General features: G+C 58.4%; 18 protein-coding genes. 10 read left to right on the top strand and 8 right to left on the bottom strand.

The features are described from left to right. The 6 genes from DK391_RS39535 to glnT form a co-directional block, all read right to left on the bottom strand. Positions 1-721: GntR family transcriptional regulator (locus DK391_RS39535; RefSeq protein WP_239483079.1), on the bottom strand; the 721-nt coding region annotated here is incomplete at its 3' end. A gap of 182 nt (positions 722-903) precedes the next feature. Further along, positions 904-2,277 carry an ammonium transporter gene (locus DK391_RS39540; protein ID WP_204117522.1) on the bottom strand — a complete coding sequence of 458 codons (1,374 nt, stop codon included), beginning with the start codon at positions 2,275-2,277 and terminating at the stop codon, positions 904-906. Between the two features lie 194 nt (positions 2,278-2,471). Beyond that, complete coding sequence (locus DK391_RS39545) at positions 2,472-3,830, bottom strand: FMN-binding glutamate synthase family protein (RefSeq protein WP_109483438.1); 1,359 nt, start codon at positions 3,828-3,830, stop codon at positions 2,472-2,474. 37 nt (positions 3,831-3,867) lie between these two features. Continuing rightward, a complete protein-coding gene (locus DK391_RS39550) occupies positions 3,868-4,557 on the bottom strand; it encodes a protein glxC (RefSeq protein ID WP_109483439.1) in 690 nt (229 codons plus the stop codon). Further along, a complete protein-coding gene (locus DK391_RS39555; RefSeq protein WP_109483440.1) occupies positions 4,545-5,453 on the bottom strand; it encodes a class II glutamine amidotransferase in 909 nt (302 codons plus the stop codon). Before DK391_RS39555 ends, DK391_RS39550 begins: the two co-directional genes overlap by 13 nt. A 20-nt stretch (positions 5,454-5,473) precedes the next feature. Beyond that, positions 5,474-6,862, bottom strand: coding sequence for a type III glutamate--ammonia ligase (glnT, locus tag DK391_RS39560; RefSeq protein ID WP_109483441.1), 1,389 nt, complete (start codon positions 6,860-6,862; stop codon positions 5,474-5,476). 247 nt (positions 6,863-7,109) lie between these two features. Here glnT and DK391_RS39565 point away from each other — a divergent pair, with 247 nt between their 5' ends. The 3 genes from DK391_RS39565 (at position 7,110) to DK391_RS39575 (ending at position 12,077) form a co-directional block, all read left to right on the top strand. Then, positions 7,110-7,712: an XRE family transcriptional regulator gene (locus DK391_RS39565; RefSeq protein WP_054931109.1), complete on the top strand. Its 603-nt coding sequence runs from the start codon at positions 7,110-7,112 to the stop codon at positions 7,710-7,712. Positions 7,713-8,823: 1,111 nt separating this feature from the next. Next, entirely contained in the window at positions 8,824-10,107 is a 1,284-nt protein-coding gene (locus DK391_RS39570) for a hypothetical protein (protein ID WP_239483080.1), read from the top strand. Positions 10,108-10,748: 641 nt separating this feature from the next. Then, positions 10,749-12,077: a serine/threonine-protein kinase gene (locus DK391_RS39575; protein WP_109483443.1), complete on the top strand. Its 1,329-nt coding sequence runs from the start codon at positions 10,749-10,751 to the stop codon at positions 12,075-12,077. Between the two features lie 198 nt (positions 12,078-12,275). Here DK391_RS39575 and DK391_RS39580 read toward each other — a convergent pair whose 3' ends face one another. Together DK391_RS39580 and DK391_RS39585 are read right to left on the bottom strand one after the other, a co-directional pair. After that, entirely contained in the window at positions 12,276-12,608 is a 333-nt protein-coding gene (locus tag DK391_RS39580; RefSeq protein ID WP_109483444.1) for a barstar family protein, read from the bottom strand. 539 nt (positions 12,609-13,147) lie between these two features. After that, positions 13,148-13,537: a hypothetical protein gene (locus DK391_RS39585; RefSeq protein WP_109483445.1), complete on the bottom strand. Its 390-nt coding sequence runs from the start codon at positions 13,535-13,537 to the stop codon at positions 13,148-13,150. Between the two features lie 293 nt (positions 13,538-13,830). Between DK391_RS39585 and DK391_RS39590 the strand changes: the two genes are divergently transcribed. The 7 genes from DK391_RS39590 (at position 13,831) to DK391_RS39620 (ending at position 22,074) form a co-directional block, all read left to right on the top strand. Further along, positions 13,831-14,169 (top strand): hypothetical protein, encoded by a 339-nt coding sequence (locus tag DK391_RS39590; RefSeq protein ID WP_162601040.1) that lies wholly within the window; start codon positions 13,831-13,833, stop codon positions 14,167-14,169. Positions 14,170-14,504: 335 nt separating this feature from the next. Beyond that, positions 14,505-16,064: a recombinase family protein gene (locus tag DK391_RS39595; RefSeq protein ID WP_109483447.1), complete on the top strand. Its 1,560-nt coding sequence runs from the start codon at positions 14,505-14,507 to the stop codon at positions 16,062-16,064. Beyond that, complete coding sequence (locus tag DK391_RS39600; RefSeq protein WP_162601042.1) at positions 16,061-16,951, top strand: plasmid partitioning protein RepB C-terminal domain-containing protein; 891 nt, start codon at positions 16,061-16,063, stop codon at positions 16,949-16,951. Before DK391_RS39595 ends, DK391_RS39600 begins: the two co-directional genes overlap by 4 nt. After that, entirely contained in the window at positions 16,948-17,931 is a 984-nt protein-coding gene (locus DK391_RS39605) for a plasmid partitioning protein RepB C-terminal domain-containing protein (protein ID WP_109483449.1), read from the top strand. The genes DK391_RS39600 and DK391_RS39605 overlap by 4 nt, the downstream gene beginning before the upstream one ends. Before the next feature lie 768 nt (positions 17,932-18,699). Continuing rightward, entirely contained in the window at positions 18,700-20,271 is a 1,572-nt protein-coding gene (locus tag DK391_RS39610) for a recombinase family protein (RefSeq protein ID WP_275426847.1), read from the top strand. After that, positions 20,264-21,178 carry a plasmid partitioning protein RepB C-terminal domain-containing protein gene (locus DK391_RS39615; protein WP_109483450.1) on the top strand — a complete coding sequence of 305 codons (915 nt, stop codon included), beginning with the start codon at positions 20,264-20,266 and terminating at the stop codon, positions 21,176-21,178. The genes DK391_RS39610 and DK391_RS39615 overlap by 8 nt, the downstream gene beginning before the upstream one ends. Beyond that, the gene (locus tag DK391_RS39620) at positions 21,175-22,074 is read left to right on the top strand and encodes a plasmid partitioning protein RepB C-terminal domain-containing protein (protein ID WP_109483451.1); all 900 of its coding nucleotides are present in this window, start codon (positions 21,175-21,177) and stop codon (positions 22,072-22,074) included. Before DK391_RS39615 ends, DK391_RS39620 begins: the two co-directional genes overlap by 4 nt. Positions 22,075-22,327: the final 253 nt, after the last annotated feature.

Raw genomic sequence — 22,327 nt, forward strand, 5'->3', positions numbered from 1 at the left:
CCCGCCCCCCCCCCCCGATGTTTTTTCCAGCCGACGACGGCATACGCCCGAGGAGGCCGGCTCGTGGGCGCGGAGATGGGTATACGAGACAGGTCCTACGAATATGCGCAAACGACGCCACCGACGCCGCCTCCCCATCCCGCCGTTCGATTGCATCGAGCAGGGTATTCATCTCCCGGTTCGACTCGCCGCCTCGCCCGGGCGTCGCAATCGTCAACGCCCGCAGGCGGTTGATACGCGCATTCAGCGTCTTCACGACCGTCAGCGACACATGCTTTTGCGCGCCTTCGAACATCGCGTCATAAAAGCGCTCGGTGTACTCGAGCACGCGCGGCAGATCCTGCTGCTCGAACGCGTCTTCAATGTGCTTGCGGATACCGCGTAACTGCTGCACCAGTTCAGGCGTCGACTGCTCGGCACAGGCACGCGCCGCGTTGGCCTCGAGCAGCCCACGCAACTCGTAGATTTCACCGACCTGCTCCGGATCGAGCCGGGCCACGATCGGCCCTTGCCGCGCGACGATTTCGACCAGCCCTTCCGTCTCCAGGTGACGCAGCACTTCGCGCACCACCGTGCGGCTCACGCCCAGTTCGTCGCACAGCGTCCGCTCGACCAGCCGTGTGCCCGGCCGGAAATAACCCTGCACGATCGCGCCACGTAGCTTGTCCAGCGTGAGTTCGCGCAAAGTCTTGGCGTTACGGTCGATTCTGAGGTCTGACATAGGCGGCATCGAGGATAGAGAACGAAAGCCCCGCCGCGCGCCATAGAGGCAAAGGCGCGCAGGCTGGAATGCCATATTATCGTTCATCTCGTCGTGATTCCGTCCTGCCGTGCGACGCGCGGCCGCCACGCGTGCGGCGCGATTCGCCCGCACACGCCGCCTGAAGGAATGCAATCGCACGCTCACGAGTGGTACGCGTTCTCGCCATGCGAGCTGAGATCCAGCCCTTCGCGCTCGCCATCCTGTTCGACGCGCAGGCCGATCGTCATATCGACCAGTTTGAACGCGATCACCGACACCACGCCCGACCACACCAGCGACGTCCCCACTCCCCAACACTGCGAGATCAGTTGATCGACGCTGCTGTAATCGCCCACCTTGTTCGCGACATAGTCATAGACACCCGTGCCGCCGAGCCGCGGCGACGCGAACACGCCTGTCAGCAGCGCGCCGACGCTGCCGCCCAGGCAATGCACACCGAACACGTCGAGCGAGTCGTCCACACCGAGCAGACGCTTGAGTCCATTGACGCCCCAGTAGCACGCGATACCCGCCGCAAAGCCCATGACGATCGACCCCATCGGTCCGACGAAACCGCAGGCAGGCGTAATCACCACGAGCCCCGCAATGGCACCCGACACCGCGCCGAGCATCGACGGCTTGCCCTTGAGCGTCCATTCGACAAAAGTCCACGCCACCGTGGCCGCGCATGTCGCGAGCAACGTCGTCACGAAGGCGAGCGCCGCCGCGCCGTTCGCTTCGAGATTCGAGCCGACGTTGAAGCCGAACCAGCCCACCCACAGCAGCGAACCGCCCACCATCGTCAGCGTGAGATTGTGCGGCGCCATCGTTTCGCGCCCATAGCCTGTGCGCTTGCCGATCATGATCGCGCCGACCAGCGCGGCGATGCCCGCATTGATGTGCACCACCGTGCCGCCCGCGAAATCGATAGCGCCCTTCTGGAACAGAAAGCCCGCCGTAGCCGTGGCCTTTTCACCCGCTGCGGCACTGGTGTACGCATCCGGTCCCGGCCAGTACCACACCATATGTGCGATGGGGAGATACGAGAACGTGAACCACAGCACCATGAACAGCAGTACGGCAGAGAACTTCGCGCGCTCAGCAATGCCGCCGACGATCAGCGCCGGCGTGATCGCCGCAAACGTCTGCTGGAACGCTGCATAGATGTATTCGGGAATCACCACGCCTTTGCTGAAAGTCGCAGCCGTCGTATCCGGTGTCACGCCTGCAAGAAACGCCTTGCTCAAGCCGCCGAAGAACGCGTTGCCTTCAGTGAACGCGACGCTGTATCCGTACAGCGCCCACAGCACGCCGAGCAGACAGAACACGACCAGCGGCTGCATCAGCACCGACAGCATGTTCTTCGCGCGCACCATGCCGCCATAGAACAGACCGAGACCCGGCGCGGCCATCATCACCACGAGCAATGTCGCGACGATCATCCATGCTGTGTCGCCTTTGTTCGGTACAGGGTCGGCGGCGAAGGCAGGCATCGCGAGCGCCAGCATCGCGAGTAACGCAATACATTTGAGCATTCTTTTCATTGCGCGATCCTTTGAAAAACGCCGCGGCATGCCGCGTGTGAAGTGCGGCAAGCGTCGACGGAGTTGTGTGGACTTAACGTAACTGCGGGAACTGCGATGAAACTGGATGCGATGCGGCTGCGGCAGACGCAGCGAGCGCGAACGCCCGCTGCACTACGTGACTTCAAACGTCATTCACTGCGTCCTCAAACCTTCTGCCCTGGAATCCACGACGTGCCTGCCAGCGGAATACGCGCCATCGCCGCTGCTTCGACCGTCAGCGCGACGAGATCTTCCGGCTCCAGGTGATGCACGTTCTGCTTGCCGCACGCGCGTGCGATGGTCGTCAGTTCCATGTTCAGCGTCTTCAGATAGTTGCGCACGCGGCGCGAACCTTCGTCCGGTTGCAGACGCTGTTCGAGCACGGCATCCTGGGTCGTCACGCCGACGGGACACTTGCCCGTATGACAGTGATGGCAGAAACCCGGCGATGTATTGAGCGCCGCGTAATCGGCCGTGGCGGAATGCAGCGCGCCGTCCTTGAAATACGTATCGCTGTTGCAACCGAGCGCCATCAGCACGCCCTGCCCGATTGCCACGGCATCGGCACCGAGCGCGAGCGCTTTCGCCACATCTGCGCCTGTGCGAATGCCGCCCGATACGATCAGTTGCACGGTGCCTTTCATATTCAGATCTTCGAGCGCATCGACGGCCTGACGCACGGCAGCCAGCGTCGGAATGCCGACGTTCTCGATGAAACACGTTTGCGTCGCCGCCGTGCCGCCCTGCATCCCGTCGATCACGACCACGTCCGCGCCCGCATGCACGGCAAGCTTCACATCGTTGAACGTGCGCGTCGCGCCGACCTTCACGTAGATCGGCTTTTCCCAGTCGGTGATTTCGCGCAACTCCTGAATCTTGATCGCGAGATCGTCTGGTCCGGTCCAATCAGGATGACGGCTGGCTGAACGCTGATCGACACCTGCCGGCAACGTACGCATCGACGCCACGCGCGGATTCACCTTCTGTCCGAGCAGCATGCCGCCGCCGCCCGGTTTCGCGCCCTGACCGATCACCACTTCGATCGCATCGGCGCGGCGCACGTCGTCGGGATTGAAACCGTAGCGCGACGGCAGGCACTGATACACCAGCGTCTTCGACGACTGACGCTCTTCCTGCGTCATGCCGCCGTCGCCCGTCGTCGTGGAAGTACCGGCTGCCGTCGCCGCGCGGCCCAATGCTTCCTTCACGTTCGCCGACAATGCGCCGAAGCTCATGCCTGCAATCGTGATGGGAATGTCGAGCACCACGGGCTTCTTCGCGAAACGCGTGCCGAGCACGGTCTGTGTCGCGCATTTCTCGCGATAGCCTTCCAGCGGATAGCGCGACAACGACGCGCCGAGAAACAGCAGATCGTCGAAGTGCGGCACACGGCGCTTCGCACCGAGACCACGGATTTCATAGAGTCCGCGCTGTGCGGCGGTATGGATGTAATCGATCGTCTTGCGGTCGTAGCCTTGCGACTCTTCCTGTTGCAAGCGCGCGAAATGAATGGGCTTTTCCATGGGGACGTTCTCGTAATCGGGTGTTCAATTCGGGTGTTCAATATTCCTGGTCCGCGTCGGCGTTCCAGTGATAAAGCGTGCGTGCCGAAGCAATGCGTTTGAACGCGCGCGGATCGTGCTTCAGGCCGGCTGCGTCGAGCAGCGAAGCAACAGCGGTGTAGTCCGCATCCGTCATCGCTTCGAACTGCGCATCTGCGCCGAGCGACTTCACATCGCCCTTCACGTACAGCACCGCTTCGTAGAGCGAGTCACCGAGCGCATCGCCTGCATCGCCGCAGATCACCATGCGGCCCGCCTGCGCCATGAACGCCGAAAAGCTCCCCACCGATCCACTGACGACGATATCGCCACCCTTCAGCGAAATGCCGCAACGCAAGCCCGCATCGCCGTCGATCACGAGCAGCCCGCCATGCGCGGATGCGCCTGCGCCGTTCGACGCGAAGCCCTTCACATGCACCTTGCCGCTCATCATGTTTTCGGCGACGCCCGTGCCCGCGCTGCCTTCGATCACGATGTTCGCGTGCTTGTTCATGCCGCCCGCGTAATAGCCTGCGTGGCCGTCGATCGTGACCGTCACGTCGGCATCGACGCCCACTGCGATGTTGTGCGCGCCGTTCGGCGAGGTCACGGTGATCTGCTGGCCTTTGAGCGTGGCCGCATCGCCGTGCAGATACTGGTTCACTTCCCTGACCGATCCGCGCTCAAGGTCGAATGTCACGCTTTCCATACATACATCTCCTCGGGTGCCGGTTCGAATACCTTCGCGTGCTTGATGTCGGGCAGATGCGCGAGCGAGCGGAACTCGGACGCAATCGCCACGTAGTCGTCGTTCTCGGCAACGACAGCGGGCTTGCACGCGAACGGATCGCGGATCAACGCGAGTTCCGTCGTCGTGCCCATCAGGAACGTGTAAAAGCCGTCGAGTTCTTCAAAGCCCTTCTGCAACGCTTCCGGCAACGCATCGCCTTCACGCAGACGCCATTCGAGAAAGCGGCACGCAGCTTCCGTGTCGTTGTCGGTATCGAAGTGAATGCCTTGCGGCTCCAGCTTGCGACGCACGCCATAGGGATTCGACAGCGAGCCGTTGTGAACGAGGCAGAAGTCTTCGCCAGCAGTGAACGGGTGCGCGCGATCCGGCGTCACGGCCGATTCCGTCGCCATGCGCGTATGCCCCACCAGATGCGAGCCTTTCAGGTTCGCAAAACCATAACGGTCTGCGACTTGCGCGGGCGTGCCGATGTCCTTGTAGAGATCGATCGAACGGCCCGTTGAAAGCAGATACAGCTTCGGATAGTGCTCGTGCAGCCAGCGCTTCACATTCTCTGCGTTGCCTTGCAGCGTCAGCACGGCATGATTGCCTTTCGCGTCGATACGCGCCGTCACGTCCATCGCCGCATTCAACGCGTCGAGCAGCGGCGTCCATGCGAAGCGATCGCCTTCTTCCGTAAAGCCCGCGTACAGGCTCAGCTTGCGCTGGCTCGCATCGACTGCCTTGCCGAACACGGCCAGACCCGCCGAATCAGGACCGCGCTCGGTCATGCCGATCAGCATCGGCACCATCAGTTCACCGAGCCGTTCGCGCAGTGCCGGTGTCTTGACCAGCAGACCTACGATTCCACACATGTTCTTCCTCCTTCGAATGCTTAGAAAAATTCGAGGTAGCTTTTCAGCTCCCAGTCCGAGACGTGGCGCATGTATTCGAGCCATTCCATGCGCTTCAATTTGAGGAACTCGTCGGCGACGGGGCCTAGCGCATCGCAGATCAGTCGGTCCGATTCGAGCGCGTCGAGTGCCTGTTCGAGGTTTTGCGGCAGCACGCCGATCTGGCGTTCCTGCAACTGCTGCGGCGTCCACGTGTAGAGGTTGTCGTTAGCAGGCTGACCCGGCGACAGTTCGCGCTCGACACCATCCAGCCCTGCCGCAATCACAGCCGCCGTCGCGAGATACGGATTGCACGCGCCATCGGGCAGACGCAATTCGATGCGCTCGCCGGGCATGCGCACCATCGTCGAGCGGTTGTTGTCGCCGTAGCTGATATAGGCAGGCGCCCAGGTTGCGCCCGTCAGCGAGCGGCCCACCACGAGGCGCTTGTATGAATTGACGGTCGGATTGCACAGCGCGGCCAATGCAGGTGCGTGCGCGAGCAGACCTGCCGTGAACTGATAGCCGAGTTTCGACAGGCCCATGCCGAGCGGATCGTTCCTGTCAGCGAACAGATTGCGCTCGCCGTCACCGATCGACATATGCATGTGCATGCCATTGCCCGGACGGTTCGCAAACGGCTTCGGCATGAAAGAACAGATCATGCCGAGTTCGTTGGCAATCTCGGAAGCTGCCATCTTGAAGAACACATAGTGATCGCACGACGTCAGGCAATCGGTATACGTGTAGTTGATTTCGAACTGGCCGTTCGCGTCTTCGTGATCGATCTGATACACGTCGATGCCGACCTCGCGCATCGATTCGGTGAGCTTTTCCAGGAAGGCACGCGTGCGCGACAGACCCTTGTAGTCGTAGCACGGCTTGGCCAGCGTATCGCTCGGATCGCATGGTTCGAGCACGCCCGACGCGGAGCGGCGCAGCAGCGAGAACTCAGGTTCGAGGCCGGTAAAAAGCGTCCAGTTGCGCTCCGTCATGCGCGCGACCTGCTTCTTCAGCGTCACGCGTGAATCGTAGGCCCACGGTTTGCCGTCCACGTGACCATCGCAGACGATGCGCGCGAGACCCGTTTGCCACGGCATCGACGTGAGCGTCGACAGATCGCCGACGGCCATGAAGTCGGGACCGTTCGGCTCGATGCCGACGCCCCAGATCGCGAAACCCGCGAAGCCCGCGCCCGCCTTCAGCACGCTCTTCAGATGCGCAACGGGCACCGACTTCGCTTTCGCCACGCCGTGAATATCGACGAATTGCGCCAGCACGTATTTCACGCCCTGCTGTGACAGCCAGGCTTGCGCGTCTTCCGCCGTCTCGAAGCGCGGCACGCTTCCTAACTCGTTGACGGGCAGCTTGCTCGCGTCGTTCAGGTTCATCGCCACTCCTTGCAACAACATCCATCGCTGGTTTGAAAAAGCCACGCGACCTGCGCATGACCCGGCTGCGCGAGCATGCCGCGACGCCATCGGCGCGCTGCAGGCATGTCCGCCTGTTCGCGGTAGAATTTATTGTTGTGCAACAATAATTCCCCACATGAAACCTATTGGCCGCGACTGAGCGATCCCTTCGATACATGGCGCAAAGTCGCGATCTGCTAACCTTGCCTTTTCATCGGGGCCACCCATGCAAAACGGGGACGACAGCAAATCACCGCTCGAACGCTATCTCGGCTCGACGATCCGCGAGTTGCGCCAGTCACATGGACTGACCATCGCGCAGGTCGCCGAACAGGCCGGCATCAGCCGCGGGATGCTTTCGAAAATCGAAAACGCGCAGACTTCTACCGGACTCGACGTACTCAACCGCATTGCGCAGGCACTGGGCGTGTCGATGTCGACGCTGTTCCGCAACTTCGACGTGCCTCAGGGCGGCGCCCAGCTCGTCAAGAAAGGCGGCGGCATGGAAGTGGTCCGCAAAGGCACGAAACGCGGCCACACCTACCATCTGCTCGCCTACGACCAGGGACCGCGCAAACTCTTCGAGCCGTTCCTGATCACGATGGAAGACGAAGCAGAACGCTTCCCCGTCTTCGAACACCCCGGCACGGAATTCATTCACATGCTCAAAGGCGTGATCGAGTACCGCCACGGCCAGCAAACCTACATCCTGCATCCCGGCGACACGCTCACTTTCCGCGGCGACGTACCGCATGGTCCCGAACGGCTGATCAAGACGCCGATCCAGTTCCTGTCGATCTTCGTCTACTCCCAACCGGCCGCCGAGTGAACTGCACCTGCCTTGTTCTTACGCAACGTCCATGCCATGTTTATCAAAGGGAATCAAAAGTTCCTGTGAATAAACACTGACGGCGCATTGCGGCTTTTCCTCCTGTTTGCACTGCGATTGCGCCTGCCTGACTCCGGTGCGCCTGAATCGTGAATCTGGTGCGCATCTGCACTGACACGGAAAGGCCGGTTACGACAATGCATCAGCGATGCTTATAAAGGCTTTAGCGCGATGAAAATCAGCGCAGCGCGTCATCTGGTCAGTGACAAACGAAACCTGTCCCGAGACATACAAATCTGGCCTGACGAAATAAGACAAACAAATCTGGCCTAGCCTTTCAAAACGACCGCTTTCGAGATACAAAGAAATCTGGCCTAGGTCGTAACTTCATGTTTTTATTGGCCTTCTTTAGCCGATTGCCAGCGAGGCGATTTCGTCTCGAATCCGTCGGTTGTCCCGAGATAAGAGTAGCTACAGCCAACGCGGTGACTGGCATTGGCTTGAAAGCCTTATTCCATCGAGTTGAAGCCGAGTGAAGAACAAACAAATCTGGCCTGCCGTAGTGCGAGAGACAAAGAAATCTGGCCTAGAGCCCCAGTGCGGCGCTCCCTCGCGTATTCCGGAGAGGGGAGCGCGCTTTAGCGTTAGTGAACGAAGACGTCGGTCGGCCGCGAAAATCCAGGCATTGCCGCAAGCTGTTCGAGCGAGCGCTTTCTCGCAACGTCTTTTAGCCGCTCAGTCATCAGAACGTTCACAAGAACGTGCTCTACCCGCCACGCTTGACCACAATCCAACCCGCTGCCATTTTCACTGCCAGGCACTACACAACCGGAACAAGATTGATTCTAGTGGACGGTCTACGGATCGGAAATGTCCTCCGTGAGCTTCATTTCTCAAACCATCGCACGCTGCTTCTCAGCATGACTGGCACAGACCATTTTGTTTTTGACCTCATCGCCTCGTCTATAATCGGACAATCCAGAATCCACACTGCATGGAGCCGTATTTTATGAGTCAAGCCCGCGGGCGATATGCGGGATCCCAGCGTAACGGTCAACGTCAAACTCACCACGAAAAAAACCTTCCGCCCCAACGGCAGGGATCGTCTTACGTGAAGGTGCCGACCAAAGACGCCACCCAGACTGCCTCCATCTTCAAGACACGGTCGTTCCAGTTTCTGGTCGATGCGGTAGGCGCAGAGAACATCGCCATCGCGCTCGAATCGAACATGACTCGCGTTGCTGAATTGTTGAAAGGCGAGAGATTCACGCCTGAGACCGCGTTTCACATGGAAACCACACTTGGGTTACCGCATGGCTTCTTTGACCAAACTAACCCCGCGCTCGCGGACGAGACCATCGCCCGTCTGAAGTCACCGCTCGACTTCGTTCAGGTCGATGATGGATTTAACGCAGAGCCGGAAGCACTTGAGCCGGTTGCCACCACGGCCGTCGCCCAATCCGCAGTTACAGCAGTTAGCGTGTCCGAGGAAGCACAAATGTCACAGAAAATCGCTGTCGGCTCGCCGCGCGCCGTCAAGAATACTCAAAACAGAATGTCTAAACAGTCTAAGCCTCGCGCCCCGCTCAAAGCTTCGTCTTCGAAAGACAAGACGCCTCCTGCAACGCCGGAACAGCAACCACTGGCACTGAACGACAGTGGCGAGGTGGAGGCCATCCGACGCACCAACCTACGCCTCCTCACGAGTCGCAATGGGTCGAAAGTGCGACTTGGCGCCGCCATGGAGATGAGCGCATTCAACATCGCCGATCGACTCAACGGCAAGAAGCGCATGGACAGTGTAGAAGCACATCGCTTCACCGAGCGACTCGGCTTGTCTGTTGGCTGGTTGGACAGCCCGCACACCGAAGCCGACATTCCAGAGTCCGTGTCACGCCTGCTTGCACCGGGTCCACGCGGGCGCGCGTCCGTCAAGCAGGACGAGTCATCAGCGCTAGCAACGAACGACGGCGAGCAAGGGAAACCCGCCAGCGAGACAGTCCGTACGAGGCGCAAGCGCTCAACCGCAATGGGCGAACTGGAACAACCCTCATCGGTCGCAACAAATGTCGCGAAAGAGAAAGATGCGCCCGTCGCCACCGCCCCGGCTCACGTCAATGACTTCCCTGACGAGCCTGCGAGCCGCACATTGGCAGACAGTCACACCGCGGCACCGGTATCGCCACTAGCACGCCCTGATGCAATGCCCGGCTCCGGGACGCCGCTCCAAAATCCGGCTCTGCTGCCCGTGACCTCCGTGACCAGTCTGGACACGCTGCACGGTATCGCACCAATAGCAGAAGCGCTGATCAAGACACTGGCGGGTAAAGCACGTACGGGTCAACTGGACGAGCTGAAAGCCTTGGAACTGCTGCAGCAGGCGATATTGCTGTAGTGGCATGAGGGCATGATGGGGTCGATCAACCAACGACGTCGTCATCGCCAATTGTCGTGAACGCCGGTCTTCCGGAAGACCGGCGCGAACATTCGAATCGGCTGTTACCTCAATCAAACATATCCCGACTCGCGCCATCGCCCCCGCTCCGCCGTGGGGTATGCCAGCGGATCGGCACGGTCAGTCCGGCATGGCATTCATCGGACAGCAGTGCGTCGTTTTTCAGACACGCACACTTCGGTGACGTCGAACGTCTGCATTCACTGTACGCGAACGCGTGCTTGCGACCCGTAGCCGGCGGGCAACGCCATCCGTGGTAAGTTGTCTCAGTGGCCCAATTCGAACATTACAACCTTTTTGTGACTTTGGTGGACCTGCTTACGACGGGCCGTGCTATATCTACACGCTGTCTTGACAGCGACAATTGTTGTGATCGCCGGCCATGGTCATTGGCGATTTATATGCTGCCCCGATAAGTCTGCTGTTGAAAAAGTAGATGCGCTGGAAACGAATCGGGGGGTGCGATATCTCCACACAAACGTTCTTCATCCGCGCAACATACATCCTTGCGACGGGCGGGGTCGCTTGCTTGAGCAAGACGCAACCTGATCGTAATCGAAAAATTTAACTAAACACGCGCGATGAACTGGCAAACAAACTGGTCGATTGATGAAACTCACGGGCAAAAAGCGGGTGGGCAAGGCACCGTTCGCAAAGCGGTGAACAAGAACACTGAGACGGTTGGAGCATTGAAGGAAATGCACGCGGAAAGTACGCAAAATACCGAAAGGAGAAGGCGTATGGCCCGAGAAATAAATATCCTCGAGCGCTTGGACGGGAAAGGCGTTCCACGATTGTTTGAAAGTAACGCTGATGCAGTCGAAGACAAATCGGTTCCGTTGTACTTTGTCTGCGAATGGGTTCAAGGGAAAACGCTTCAAGAGGTGGCTGGAGGTTCGCCGCTGCCGTTAGCCGAAGCGCTACAGATCACGAGAGACCTTGCAGACGTTATCATGCATTGCCATAACAGCGGTATCCAGCACCGGGATATTAAACCCGACAACGTGCTTATCAACGAAGCCACATCGCAAGTGTGCCTGGTCGATTTCGGAATTGCGTATGCGGAAGAAAACGAGGGCGATCCCCGCACTCCACTCCGGCAAGAACTGGGCAATCGCTTTCTGCGCCTTCCTGAACTAGGAATCGGAGGGTCGAAGCGTGATGTGCGCGCTGATATTACACAGGTGGTGGGCATTCTGTTCTTCTTGCTCACCGGTCGAGCACCGAATACGCTGATCGACGAGCAGGGTCGGCCCCCACATAAACGTGCAGAACTCGCAACGTTCGCCCCCGATGATCTGGCCGACGCGCGTTGGAAACGGGTGCGCTCGATCTTCGACATTGGCTTTTCACTTCCGACGACTCTGAGATTCGCGGATGCGGCCACTTTAGTTAGAAGCCTCGACGAAGCAATCGCCTACGTACCAGCTCTTGCCCAGCAGCAGCCCGCCTTCGAAGAGGATGTCGAGGCCTTCAATGCAGTACGCGAACATATCAACGCGGCGATCAAGGCCGTAGAGCTCTCGTTGATAAACGCTGTCAATAGTTTGGCGACGGAAATCGGTTTGATCGCCAAGACCCGTGAGTTTTCCTTTCCAAATCCACACGCCAAGATGGTGAAAACCGGTCGTGAGGCGAAGCTTCTTTGGGCCGTATCACATGAGAAAAGCGAGGAACCACGCGTTTTTATCGGACTATATGCGAGATTGGATGGGGACGACTTTGGCGTTGTGTCGGTACGACTTTCGACTGAACCATTCGAACATATCGTAGATGGGACGTTGGAGTTGTACTCAGGCCCGGCAGCAGACACGTCGCGTCTTCTGGAAGAGATTCAGAGTCGCGCCGGCGATGCATTCGGCTTCGGAGTACGGTTGCTTACCCAAAAGATGCAGAAGGAGTCGCTGTAGAAATCCTTCGAGTGCCGTAGCACATCGATCGCCTGCTATGTCTGATACCGGACATGCGGCATCGTTCTCGGACTGAGTCGAAATTACGATGTTATAGTTATTCCAACGACCGTCACTTCAGCATCTCCGAGCGGCCGTTCGCACCACAAAATCATATGACCGTAAATGGCCGCAGCGCGCCTGGCGCCGTCCTTCGATTCAGTCGTAGTACGACAGTGCAACCAAAGCGGCTTCATGCTCGCGCGTACGACGCCAGTTCACGAACGCGCATGCGTCTTGCAAAGCCTCGAATAGGTCTGGACAGCGCCCCCTGAAACTGATAACAGCGCCAAGCTGTATCGTCAACGTCTCTCCCGGCCTGACATGCAAGCCCGTCATCGCAGCCTCGGGCTCATCGATGTATCCAAGACAGTCAATCAACGCATCCAAGTTGTTGCCATAGAACGCGGGAAAACCAAAGATCTGCGAGAAGACCCGATGGAACGAAGGCCAGTCTGTAATTTCAGTCGTGTCTACGAACACTTTCGTCATTGCACTTTTCCGACTTCTGTCGTGTGTCTAGGCCGTTCAGATAGTTACTCGGTCTTCGAATTGTCGACGATTCTGGCACCGAGTACCAGTGACCGCTCCTGGCCGATCACCGACTCATGCGCTTTGCATGACCGAGCCGATGGGTGAGAACAGGTGACCGACTTTGCCCGACCCTTTGCTTTCGTTGACCGAATGCATAGTCAACGACAGAAATAGTGTGAGTAACGGTCATGGAGACTGCCTATCGCGGATGATCTGCAGTCCACATGCACGTGCGCAATGGGCAATGATCCTGAGCGGCAGGCAATCGGCGTTGGCGGGAGCGCGTTTCCTGTTGCAGGCTCGCACGCCGTTGAAACTGGCGACCGGCAGAGCGGTCGGCTATGCGTACATCGCGCATGCTCTGAACATCTAGACGCAACCGCGCATCCAATTTCGGCGTCTCATGTCACGCGAACGTCTGCTCACTGAAGAGCGGAACCAAACAGCGCCGCGCGATGAAGCCGGTCGACGGAAATCAGGGTTTGAACTGCAACGATTCAGCCCAGCCGTTCCTTGAGAAACGCAACCACATAAGGGGTAGCGGCGGCCGCGATCGTCGATGCAGTCGATGGATCGATGCCCATACGTGCCGCCAACGATTCGGCCACGCGACCGGTCAGAACGCCTTCTCCACCCTCTTCAAGCGATTTGAAAACGCCGTCGCCCTTGACCAGCCCGGCGGCAAACGCCGCAAAGAAGCTCTTGCCCGGATGCTCGCCCAGGAGGCCGGCACCCTGCTCCTCAACGTGCGCGTGCGCCGTCTCGGCCACCTGGCCAAGCATCTGGCGGGCGTCGTCAGCATTGATGCCTTGATCGGCTAGCGCCTGCGTTGCCTGATTCCCATGTTCCGACGCGAGAAATTCAGAAACCAGTTGCTGCATGTCCATGACAAATGCTCCAGAGATCGAGGCGTTGGAAAGACCGACTTGGAAAAGACGGCTGCAACATTTTGCTTGGCGAGTGCGCAGCCCGCCTCATTGTCACCGGGCAACCTTTCGGACACACAACACTGCTCGCCGACGCTGCGCAGTTTGCCGAATAACAAGAGATCACCGAAAACGCACGCACGTCGGGCATCCGGGGCTGGATCGGGCCCGATGCACCGCTTACACTGATAGGCATCAGCGGAAACTGGCTGGATGCCGACCACTCTTCTGCCAGTGCCAAAATGCCCAACCCTTTGAGCCTCGATGATGAAGCACGCGCCGAAATGCTGTGCTATCTGGTTGTCGGCGAGCTTGTTTCGATGGCTCGGACACAGGACTGGCTCAACACCGGCCACCTTGTTGAGCTGTCCCGGATCTGGATGCATGCCAACGGCGCGATTTGCGACTGGCAGGAGCGCATCGAGATCGCACGGATGGCAGCCGATCTGGCGCCCGACATTCTGGCGACGTTCGGGCTCGACACGGAAAAAGCGTTGACGGCGCTTTTCGCGAACGCCCGGCGGCTTGACTACCGTCTGCCTGTCGTCTGTCAGATTCATGACCGATGCGCCGCCCGACTGCACCGCGTGTAGAACACTCTGGCGCGCGCAGCCACTCGCGAATGCTTCCATCGGTATCGGCACGTCGAGCGCCATGAAACGGCGCTCCCTCGTTACTCCTGTCCGGACTTTCACATCCACTACCCGCCGTCTGTCAAAGACGGACGCATCGCTGGCGAGCACTCGCGCCTCTTCGGTTGGCTAAAGACGCCTCAAAGATCATCACGAGCCCGTGGGAATTTTCCGTTTGGGTATTCGCCGGTAGTGATAGTGGTCGCTTTCACAGGCGCCAAGCTTCGGTTTCGCGCATTGACTTGCATCTGGGGCGGCCTATCAATAGATAACGTGTTCTCTTGTCGCATCCCCCAATGCAATCCATCGAGGGGGCATCCGCCTCCGAGTCTCGTGTTCGTGCCGCGCAGTACGTCCGCATGTCGACGGACCATCAGCAATACTCTCCTGAACACCAGAAGCCAGCGCTCGCAGACTACGCCCGCGTGCACGACATTGACATCGTCGAGACTTATGAGGACGACGGCCGGTCGGGTGTCACCCTTCGTCATCGCCCCGCCCTTCTGAAGTTACTCAAGGACGTTCTGGATCCTGGCAGAGCTTTCGAAACCGTACTGGTCTATGACGTCAGCCGATGGGGGCGATTTCAGGACGTGGACGAGAGCGCCCACCACGAATATATCTGCCGCCAGGCTGGCGTCAGGGTCATATATTGCGCTGAGCCGTTTGTGAACGATGGAACACCCGCGTCGAACATTATCAAGGTCGTCAAGCGTGCAATGGCCGGCGAATACAGCCGTGAGTTGTCAGAGAAGGTTTTCATCGGACAGTGCAGGCACGTAGAGCGCGGATTCTGGCAAGGTGCACCGCCAGGGTTTGGCTTGCGACGAATGCTGGTCGACATAACAGGAAAACAGAAGTGCTTTCTCGCACACACCGAACGCAAAAGCATCCAAACAGACCGAACCATCCTCGTCCCCGGACCGCCCAACGAAACCGCCCTGGTTCGAAAGATTTTCGAATGGTATGTGCATGACCGGCTAGGCACGTTCAGGATCTCGAGCCGGTTGAACGACTTCGGCCTGTATAACGCGCAAGCCCACCCGTGGACCTCCGACACGATCCGTCTGCTGCTACGCAACGAGAAATACGTTGGCAATCTCGTCTGGAACAGGACGTCCGTGAAATTGCACTCAAACCTGGTACGCAATGATCCGTCTCGCTGGCTAAGAGCCCCTGGTGCCTTCGTTCCGGTGGTCGACGCGGACCTGTTCAACGCGGCCCAGGTTCGGATCAACCGTTACCGGCACAAACCGGACACATCCGAGTATCAGGCCAGCATGTCAAGACTGCTACGCGCAACGGGCAAGCTGTCCGTCAGGACGATGCTCACACAGCTGGATATTTGCGGAAAATCCAACGTGCGACGTCACTTCGCGTCGCTTGACGAGGGTTACCGGTCAGTGGGCTATCGCCCGCCAGCGGACATCGCTTTTGTCGACCAGCGAATGGTCGCCAGGCGCTCAATGACCCTTCACGTCGCGGATCTCGTGAGCCGCCTCAGGCAGGCCGGTCATGAGGTTGAGCAGAACACGGATGGCTCGTTCCTTCGCATCAACCGTGAATTGCGGATTAAGGTGTGCGTGTCACTCGGCAGGAAGGCGAACACCTACCGGTCGTACGCCGAGGTGAAAAAATCCAAGATGCGAATCGCAGATCTTGCGCTAGTCGGATACTACCCCCGGCCATGGCTGTGCCTGACAGCGTTTTATCTGCTGCCGACCTGCGTCCTCTCGGATGTGTGCATGACGCCCCTGTCTTTCTCGCGGGTACCAGGCGTCGAAGGCTTCCGCATTCACGACCTTTCAACGGTGCTCATGCTGTGCGCCAGAAAAACCATTGGAGGCTCTCAATGAACGATTCACTGGGTCCAATCATCGACATCCCCCTGGAGCAGATCCGGATTCTCAATCCGAGGGGACGCGGAAGAAAACAGCACCGTGCGATCACCGGCAGCATTGCTTCTGTCGGACTGAAGCGCCCAATCACCGTCAGTCGCCGGAAGGGTAACCCTGACGGAACCACCTATAACCTCGTGTGCGGACAAGGTCGGATGGAAGCCGTGCAGGCGTTGGGCCACAAGACCATTCCAGCCCGCGTGATTGACTGCGATGAGGTTGGATGCCTGGAAATGAGTCTCGTTGAAAACGTTGCGAGGAGAAACCACACCGCGCTCGAGCTCCTGCGCGATGTGGAGGCACTTGTAAAAAGTGGCGAGTCTGCAGATGACGTCGCGGCCAAGGTGGGACTTTCTGTCTCTTATCTGCAAAGCCTGCTTGCGCTACTTGAACACGGCGAAGAGCGTCTCGTGGCGGCCGTCGAGCAAGGATCGCTGCCGGTCGGCCTGGCTATATCGATCTCGCGCGCGACCGACACCGAAGTGCAACTCGCACTGGCCAACGCATATGCAGACGGCACCCTCAGGGGACGCCAGCTCGCGATTGTCCGGCGCATCATGGAACAGCGACAGAAGAGTCGCGGCTGTCCGCCTGGCGGAGTCCGGGCTCCAATGGGTCGCGAGGCGCTGACTCCCGACAAGCTCCGCAAGCTGTACATCCGCGAGAGCGAGAAACAGGCACTGCTCCTCCGGAAAGCCGATGTGGTGCGCGCAAGGCTCAGCGTGCTCACGGCAACGTTGAAATCCCTGACCGGCAACCCCGAGTTTGTAAAACTTCTCCACGCTGAGAATCTCGCGAGTATGCCCCGCGTGCTCGCTGACCGCCTTGAAGGAGTGAAGCCATGAACGCGCCAGGGCAGGTTGAACCGGTCGAAGTGCCCCCTGCTTTCGTGCGCGAGCTTGTTGAACTGCCGGTTGATGCGCTCCGACCGCATCGACCACTGGTGGGTGTGGCCACACATGGCAAGAAATTCTTGCAGGTGCTTGCCTCTATCGCAACGGTTGGCCTCGTTGAGCCGCTGGTCGTAACCCGCGAAGGGAATGTCGAGAATGGCTACGTCGTTCTCGACGGGTGTCTGCGTCTCGAAGCACTTCATCGCCTCGGCAAGCGTATGGCGACGTGCATGTTTGCGACCGACAACGAGACTTACACCTACAACCGGCACGTAAACCGCCTGACGGCCGGACAGGATGCCCGGATGATCGCACTTGCGGTTAAACGCGGCGTGCCGCAGGATCGCATCGCAGCCGTCCTGGGCGTCAATGAGCGCACCGTCAAACGGCGAGTCAGGCTCCTTGAAGGCGTATGCCCGGATGCGGCAGCCCTGCTTGCGGACAAGAACTGCCCTGCCGCGACATTCGAAGTATTGAAAACGATGCGGCCGTTGCGACAGCTTGAGGCCGCTGAACTGATGTGCGACCAGTCCAACTTCACATCTGCATTTGCCCGGGCAATTCGGCTCGCAACGCCTGCGGAGCAGCTGCTGCCAGCGGCTGCTCCATATAAAACGACAAGCGGCGAAGCAACAGACCAGATCGAGCGACTCGAACGTGAAATCGCCGCGCTACAGTCGAAAATGACGGATGTTGAGGAGCGCTACGGTGTCGAACATCTGCAACTGGCCGTCTCGATCAGCTATGTCATCGTACTTCTGCAAAACGAACGAGTGCGCGTGTGGTTGGAAAAACGCGAGCCGCTAGCCTATGGAAATCTGTGCGATCTTGTGGCGACTGAGGGGCCGACGCTCGCGAAAGAAGCGGGTCAATCTCCTGTCGTATCAATGCATCGAAGACTGCGACGATCTCGTCTGGCGCACGCAAATTAACCGAAACTCCCTGAGTGCTAGCTAATGAGCTCGGGGCTTGCAATGCTACCGCGAGTCAAAATCTTCGGTGAAGGTCAACCACATCTCCGAAACAGCCAACTCTTTTGGGCGCAGCAGAACCAACTGAGCAAATCTAGCTAATCATCCCGTAGAGTCGAAGCAGGTGGCGGCTTACGCACGTCCGTCAAGCGGCGATTTCGACTCACGCTGGTCGCCCGACACGATAAGCGCCAGCGGCGGTGCTAACAAAGCTCGCCGTCATACAGGAAAATAAGGTTTGCGCAAACCACGCTAGCTCAATTCCGCAGAGCAGCGGCGGTAAGTAAAGCGATTGCCTCTCGAAGCAAGACCACTGACGCGTTGACATCAGACTCTGCCCCATCAGCTCTGCCTGTCATAGAAAGATAGGCTTGGTGAACGGCCGGAGAATGTCTCGCCAAGGCCAAGAAGCACGGCCCACTGGGACCCCGCACGCCGCTCAGCCAATTTTGCACCGTTCGTTCGCTCGCGCCAGTCCAGCGAACGAGCTTCTTGATTGTTTGCCTCGAACCTCCGAGTTCTTCTTTGAGTGCCATTGAGATCGCCAAAGGGTATTCAGCGCCGATCTCTGCTTTCTTCTCGCGCAAATTCTTGCGTGTTATCGGCAACATTTTTCGCACCTCCAAAACTATATTCCCTAAATGCAAGCGCCGAAGCCAGGCAGCCGATCTCCCCTCCAAGGGAGCATTCAGCGACGAGAGCCGCCCCTTGCAGTTCACGGGAGGCAGGGTGGAAGGAACACCACGCAGCAGAACGTCGCAGGACGACCGCGGTCGAGACCGCGCGGCGGCGTATGTGCGGATGTCTACGGAGCACCAACAATACTCGACCGAGAATCAGAAGGACGTCATCTTGGCATTCGCGGAAAGTCGTAACCTTGACGTCGTGCGTGTGTACGCTGATGAAGGGAAAAGCGGACTGCGCCTCGATGGCCGTGATTCGTTGAAAGCTCTGCTCCGTGACGTGGAGTCAGGAGCCGCGGATTTCTCAGTAATCTTGGTCTATGACGTCAGCCGCTGGGGACGCTTTCAAGACCCCGACGAAAGCGCAAGCTACGAGATACGCTGCAAGCATGCGGGAGTGAAGGTGCTCTACTGCGCCGAGCAGTTCGAGAACGACGGCAGCCCGGTGTCCAGCATTATCAAAAGCGTCAAAAGAACCATGGCTGGCGAATACAGCAGGGAGCTCAGCGTAAAGGTTCATGCCGGGCAATGCCGCCACATACGAAATGGGTATCGCCAGGGAGGTCCAGCCGGGTATGGGCTACGCCGCGTTCGCGTCGATCAATCGGGAATTCAAAAAGGCGAACTGAAGCGTGGTGAGCATAAAGCCATTCAGACGGAGAGAGTAATTCTTGTTCCAGGGCCGCCAGACGAAATGGCGACGGTTCGGGCCATCTATCGTCAGTTTGTCGAGGAGGGACGTTCGGAGTCTGAGATCGCCGCCGCCCTGAACGAGGCAGATATTCACACCGACCGGGGAACGCAATGGACCCGTGGGACCGTCCACCAGATCCTAATCAACGAAAAATATGTCGGGGACAATGTATGGAATCGCGTTTCCTTCAAGCTCAGACAAGAGCGCGTCCGCAATCCGCCCGCCTCATGGATTCGCGCTGACAATGTGTTCGAACCGATTGTCGATCGAATCGACTTCGAGGCCGCCCGACAGATCATTCTCGCCCGCTCCTATCGCTTGACCGACGCCGATATGTTGAATGCGTTGCGAAACCTGCTACTGCGCAACGGATATCTCTCAGGCATCGTCATCGACGAAGCGCCCGGCTGCCCGTCAAGCAGTGCTTATACCAGCCGCTTCGGCAGCTTGCTCAGAACCTACGACTTGATTGGCTATACACCTGCTCGCGACTATCGGTACGTCGAGATCAACCGCCGTCTGCGGGAGCTACACCCCGAGATCGTCTCCATAGCCGAGCGGGCAATGGCCGATACCGGAGCGAGGATCGAAAAAGATAACCTATCCGGACTGCTTTGGGTAAATGAAGAGTTCAAGGTGTCGATAGCCCTGTCCCGCTGCCGCCCGACCCTGGCCGGCTCAAATCGTTGGATCATCCGTTTCGACAGCGCGTTGCAGCCAGATATCACCGTCGCGGTCCGAATGGAACTCGATGCGAAATCAATTCGCGATTACTACCTTTTGCCTGCCATCGACGTGTCGTCGGACATAGTGCGGCTAGGCGACCACAATGACTTCGGATTCGAGGCGTATCGTTATGAAGACCTCAGTATGCTCTGCCATTTGGCGCGCCGCGTTCCACTGAAGGGAGTGAACTATGAATGACCGCGTCGACAAGATTGTCTCCGGGCTTTCGCGCAGCGATCAAATCACGTTAATTCCGGTTGAGCGGCTCCGTGTACTAAACCCTCGGACCCGCAACCCATATTTCTTCTCGCAACTCGTCGAGAACATTGCGTCTGTGGGACTCAAACGGCCTATCACAGTCGCACATGGCGGACACGACGCCGAGGGGGAGTGGCACGAGGTGTTATGCGGACAGGGGCGCCTTGAGGCACTTAAGGCGCTGGGCGAGACCCTGATCCCCTGTTCCATCGTCGAAGCGAGCGAGATCGACCGTTATCTGATCACATTGACCGAAAATATTGCACGGCGTCGGCATTCGACCGCAGAGCTTTTAAGCGGCCTGCAGGTTCTTTCCGCAAAGGGTTACACAACCGTAGAAATATCCAAGAAAACCAATCTAGACGATGCTTATATCTATGGGATCCTTCAATTGTTGGAAAAAGGTGAGCAGCGTTTGATACAGGCGGTTGAAAACCGTGTGATGCCGTTATGGCTCGCCATCGAAGTCGCCCGCGCCCCGACCGAGGAGGTACAGTCCGCTATGATTGCAGCCTACGACTCAAAGACGCTGACCGGTGACCAATTGCTGCGTGTGAGACGGATCATCAGCAAACGTGAAATATCCGGAAAGAAAGTGCACGGGCGCCCAGCGCCTCGAGAGAAGCCAACTCCCCAAAAACTGCTGCGAACTTATAAGAACGAGGTCCGCCGACAGCAAATGGTCGTCCAGAACGCAAATCTCCAAGAGCAGAGACTACTGCTTATTGTTTCTGCTCTAAAACGGTTTCTCGCGGACGAGCATTTCAGAACCCTCTTGCGAGCCGAGGGCGTCAAGGATATTCCCGAGGCCGTCGCCTCTCGAATTCCATCAGAGCTTATGCCATGAGTAACGTCAGACACGGATTTGAGGCTAAGGTCGTCGAGATTCCTCTTGACCGGATCATCGCCGACTCGGAATTGACCAAGGGAGTTTTGTCGACTTCGAAATACAAAACCATTCTCGGGTCGATTGCGGAGTTGGGTGTAATCGAGCCACTCGCGGTATTTCGATCCCCTTGTTGCTTGGGGCACTACGAGTTGCTCGACGGACGGCTGCGGCTCGAGGCGCTGAAACAGCTAAGTCGGGAAACCGCCCCCTGCATGATCTCGACGGACGACGAAGGTTTTACGTTCAATCGACACATTACGCGCCTGTCCGCCGTGCAAGAACACAAGATGATTCGGGCCGCGCTCGCAAAAGGCGCATCAGAGAGGCGAATAGCCGAAGTGCTTCGAATGGATGTCCGCAGTATCCGGGAACGAGCAACGTTGCTTGACGGGGTGGCACCCGAAGCGGCCTCGATCCTCAAGAACCGGCAAGCGGCCCCTAAGGTCTTTTTCGTTCTAAAAAAGATGAAACCATATCGACAAATCGAGGCGGCAGAAATGATGGTCGCCGCTAACAAGTTCACCGCGACTTACGCGGAAATGATCTTAATCGCTACGCGCCCCGAGGCACTGACCGATGCGGCGAAGCCCAAAAAGAAAAATGCGATTTCGCCGGAAGACCTCGCAAAGATGGAGAGCGAGATGGATCGACTCCGGCAAGACTGCCAAGCAGTCGAGGACGAGATTGGCGACACCATGCTCTCGCTTGTCGTTGCGAAAAGCTTCATGGCTCGCCTGCTTCGCAACGAAAACATTCACGGGCATTTGAAGCGCTACCACGGCGATTTGCTCACCAGCTTGGTTGCAACAATGAACTCGATCGCCGCCGATAATCGGGTGTCGGAGCGAGAGTGAAGAGACCTTTCGGCCTGCTCGGGGTCGACTAGGTGGCGCTACCAAGCCCAAGGCCTGTAGTTACCCGCCGTTATGCACCATGAATTGCGAAGTGAAAGTCCGGAGTCTGCGTGGCAGCAGTCATACGAGTCACTATTCTGAACGGCCCTGATTGGCCGATTCTGTTGAAAAACTCCCTTTGCAGGCCGGGACTGAGGTGGTTTGAGTGACGCGTCGTCACGGACTCGGCGTTGGTGGTGGGATTTGCGCGAAG

Origin of the sequence: Paraburkholderia sp. C35, from assembly GCF_003121405.1 — a bacterium.
Lineage (GTDB): Bacteria > Pseudomonadota > Gammaproteobacteria > Burkholderiales > Burkholderiaceae > Paraburkholderia.

Bases quoted from the DNA above. Each gene is read 5' to 3' on its own strand.
- DK391_RS39540 (WP_204117522.1), bottom strand. From the start codon at position 2,277: ATGCTCAAATGTATTGCGTTACTCGCGATGCTGGCGCTCGCGATGCCT.
- DK391_RS39545 (WP_109483438.1), bottom strand. From the start codon at position 3,830: ATGGAAAAGCCCATTCATTTCGCGCGCTTGCAACAGGAAGAGTCGCAA.
- DK391_RS39550 (WP_109483439.1), bottom strand. From the start codon at position 4,557: ATGGAAAGCGTGACATTCGACCTTGAGCGCGGATCGGTCAGGGAAGTG.
- DK391_RS39555 (WP_109483440.1), bottom strand. From the start codon at position 5,453: ATGTGTGGAATCGTAGGTCTGCTGGTCAAGACACCGGCACTGCGCGAA.
- glnT (WP_109483441.1), bottom strand. From the start codon at position 6,862: ATGAACCTGAACGACGCGAGCAAGCTGCCCGTCAACGAGTTAGGAAGC.
- DK391_RS39565 (WP_054931109.1), top strand. From the start codon at position 7,110: ATGCAAAACGGGGACGACAGCAAATCACCGCTCGAACGCTATCTCGGC.
- DK391_RS39575 (WP_109483443.1), top strand. From the start codon at position 10,749: ATGAACTGGCAAACAAACTGGTCGATTGATGAAACTCACGGGCAAAAA.
- DK391_RS39580 (WP_109483444.1), bottom strand. From the start codon at position 12,608: ATGACGAAAGTGTTCGTAGACACGACTGAAATTACAGACTGGCCTTCG.
- DK391_RS39585 (WP_109483445.1), bottom strand. From the start codon at position 13,537: ATGGACATGCAGCAACTGGTTTCTGAATTTCTCGCGTCGGAACATGGG.
- DK391_RS39595 (WP_109483447.1), top strand. From the start codon at position 14,505: ATGCAATCCATCGAGGGGGCATCCGCCTCCGAGTCTCGTGTTCGTGCC.
- DK391_RS39600 (WP_162601042.1), top strand. From the start codon at position 16,061: ATGAACGATTCACTGGGTCCAATCATCGACATCCCCCTGGAGCAGATC.
- DK391_RS39605 (WP_109483449.1), top strand. From the start codon at position 16,948: ATGAACGCGCCAGGGCAGGTTGAACCGGTCGAAGTGCCCCCTGCTTTC.
- DK391_RS39615 (WP_109483450.1), top strand. From the start codon at position 20,264: ATGAATGACCGCGTCGACAAGATTGTCTCCGGGCTTTCGCGCAGCGAT.
- DK391_RS39620 (WP_109483451.1), top strand. From the start codon at position 21,175: ATGAGTAACGTCAGACACGGATTTGAGGCTAAGGTCGTCGAGATTCCT.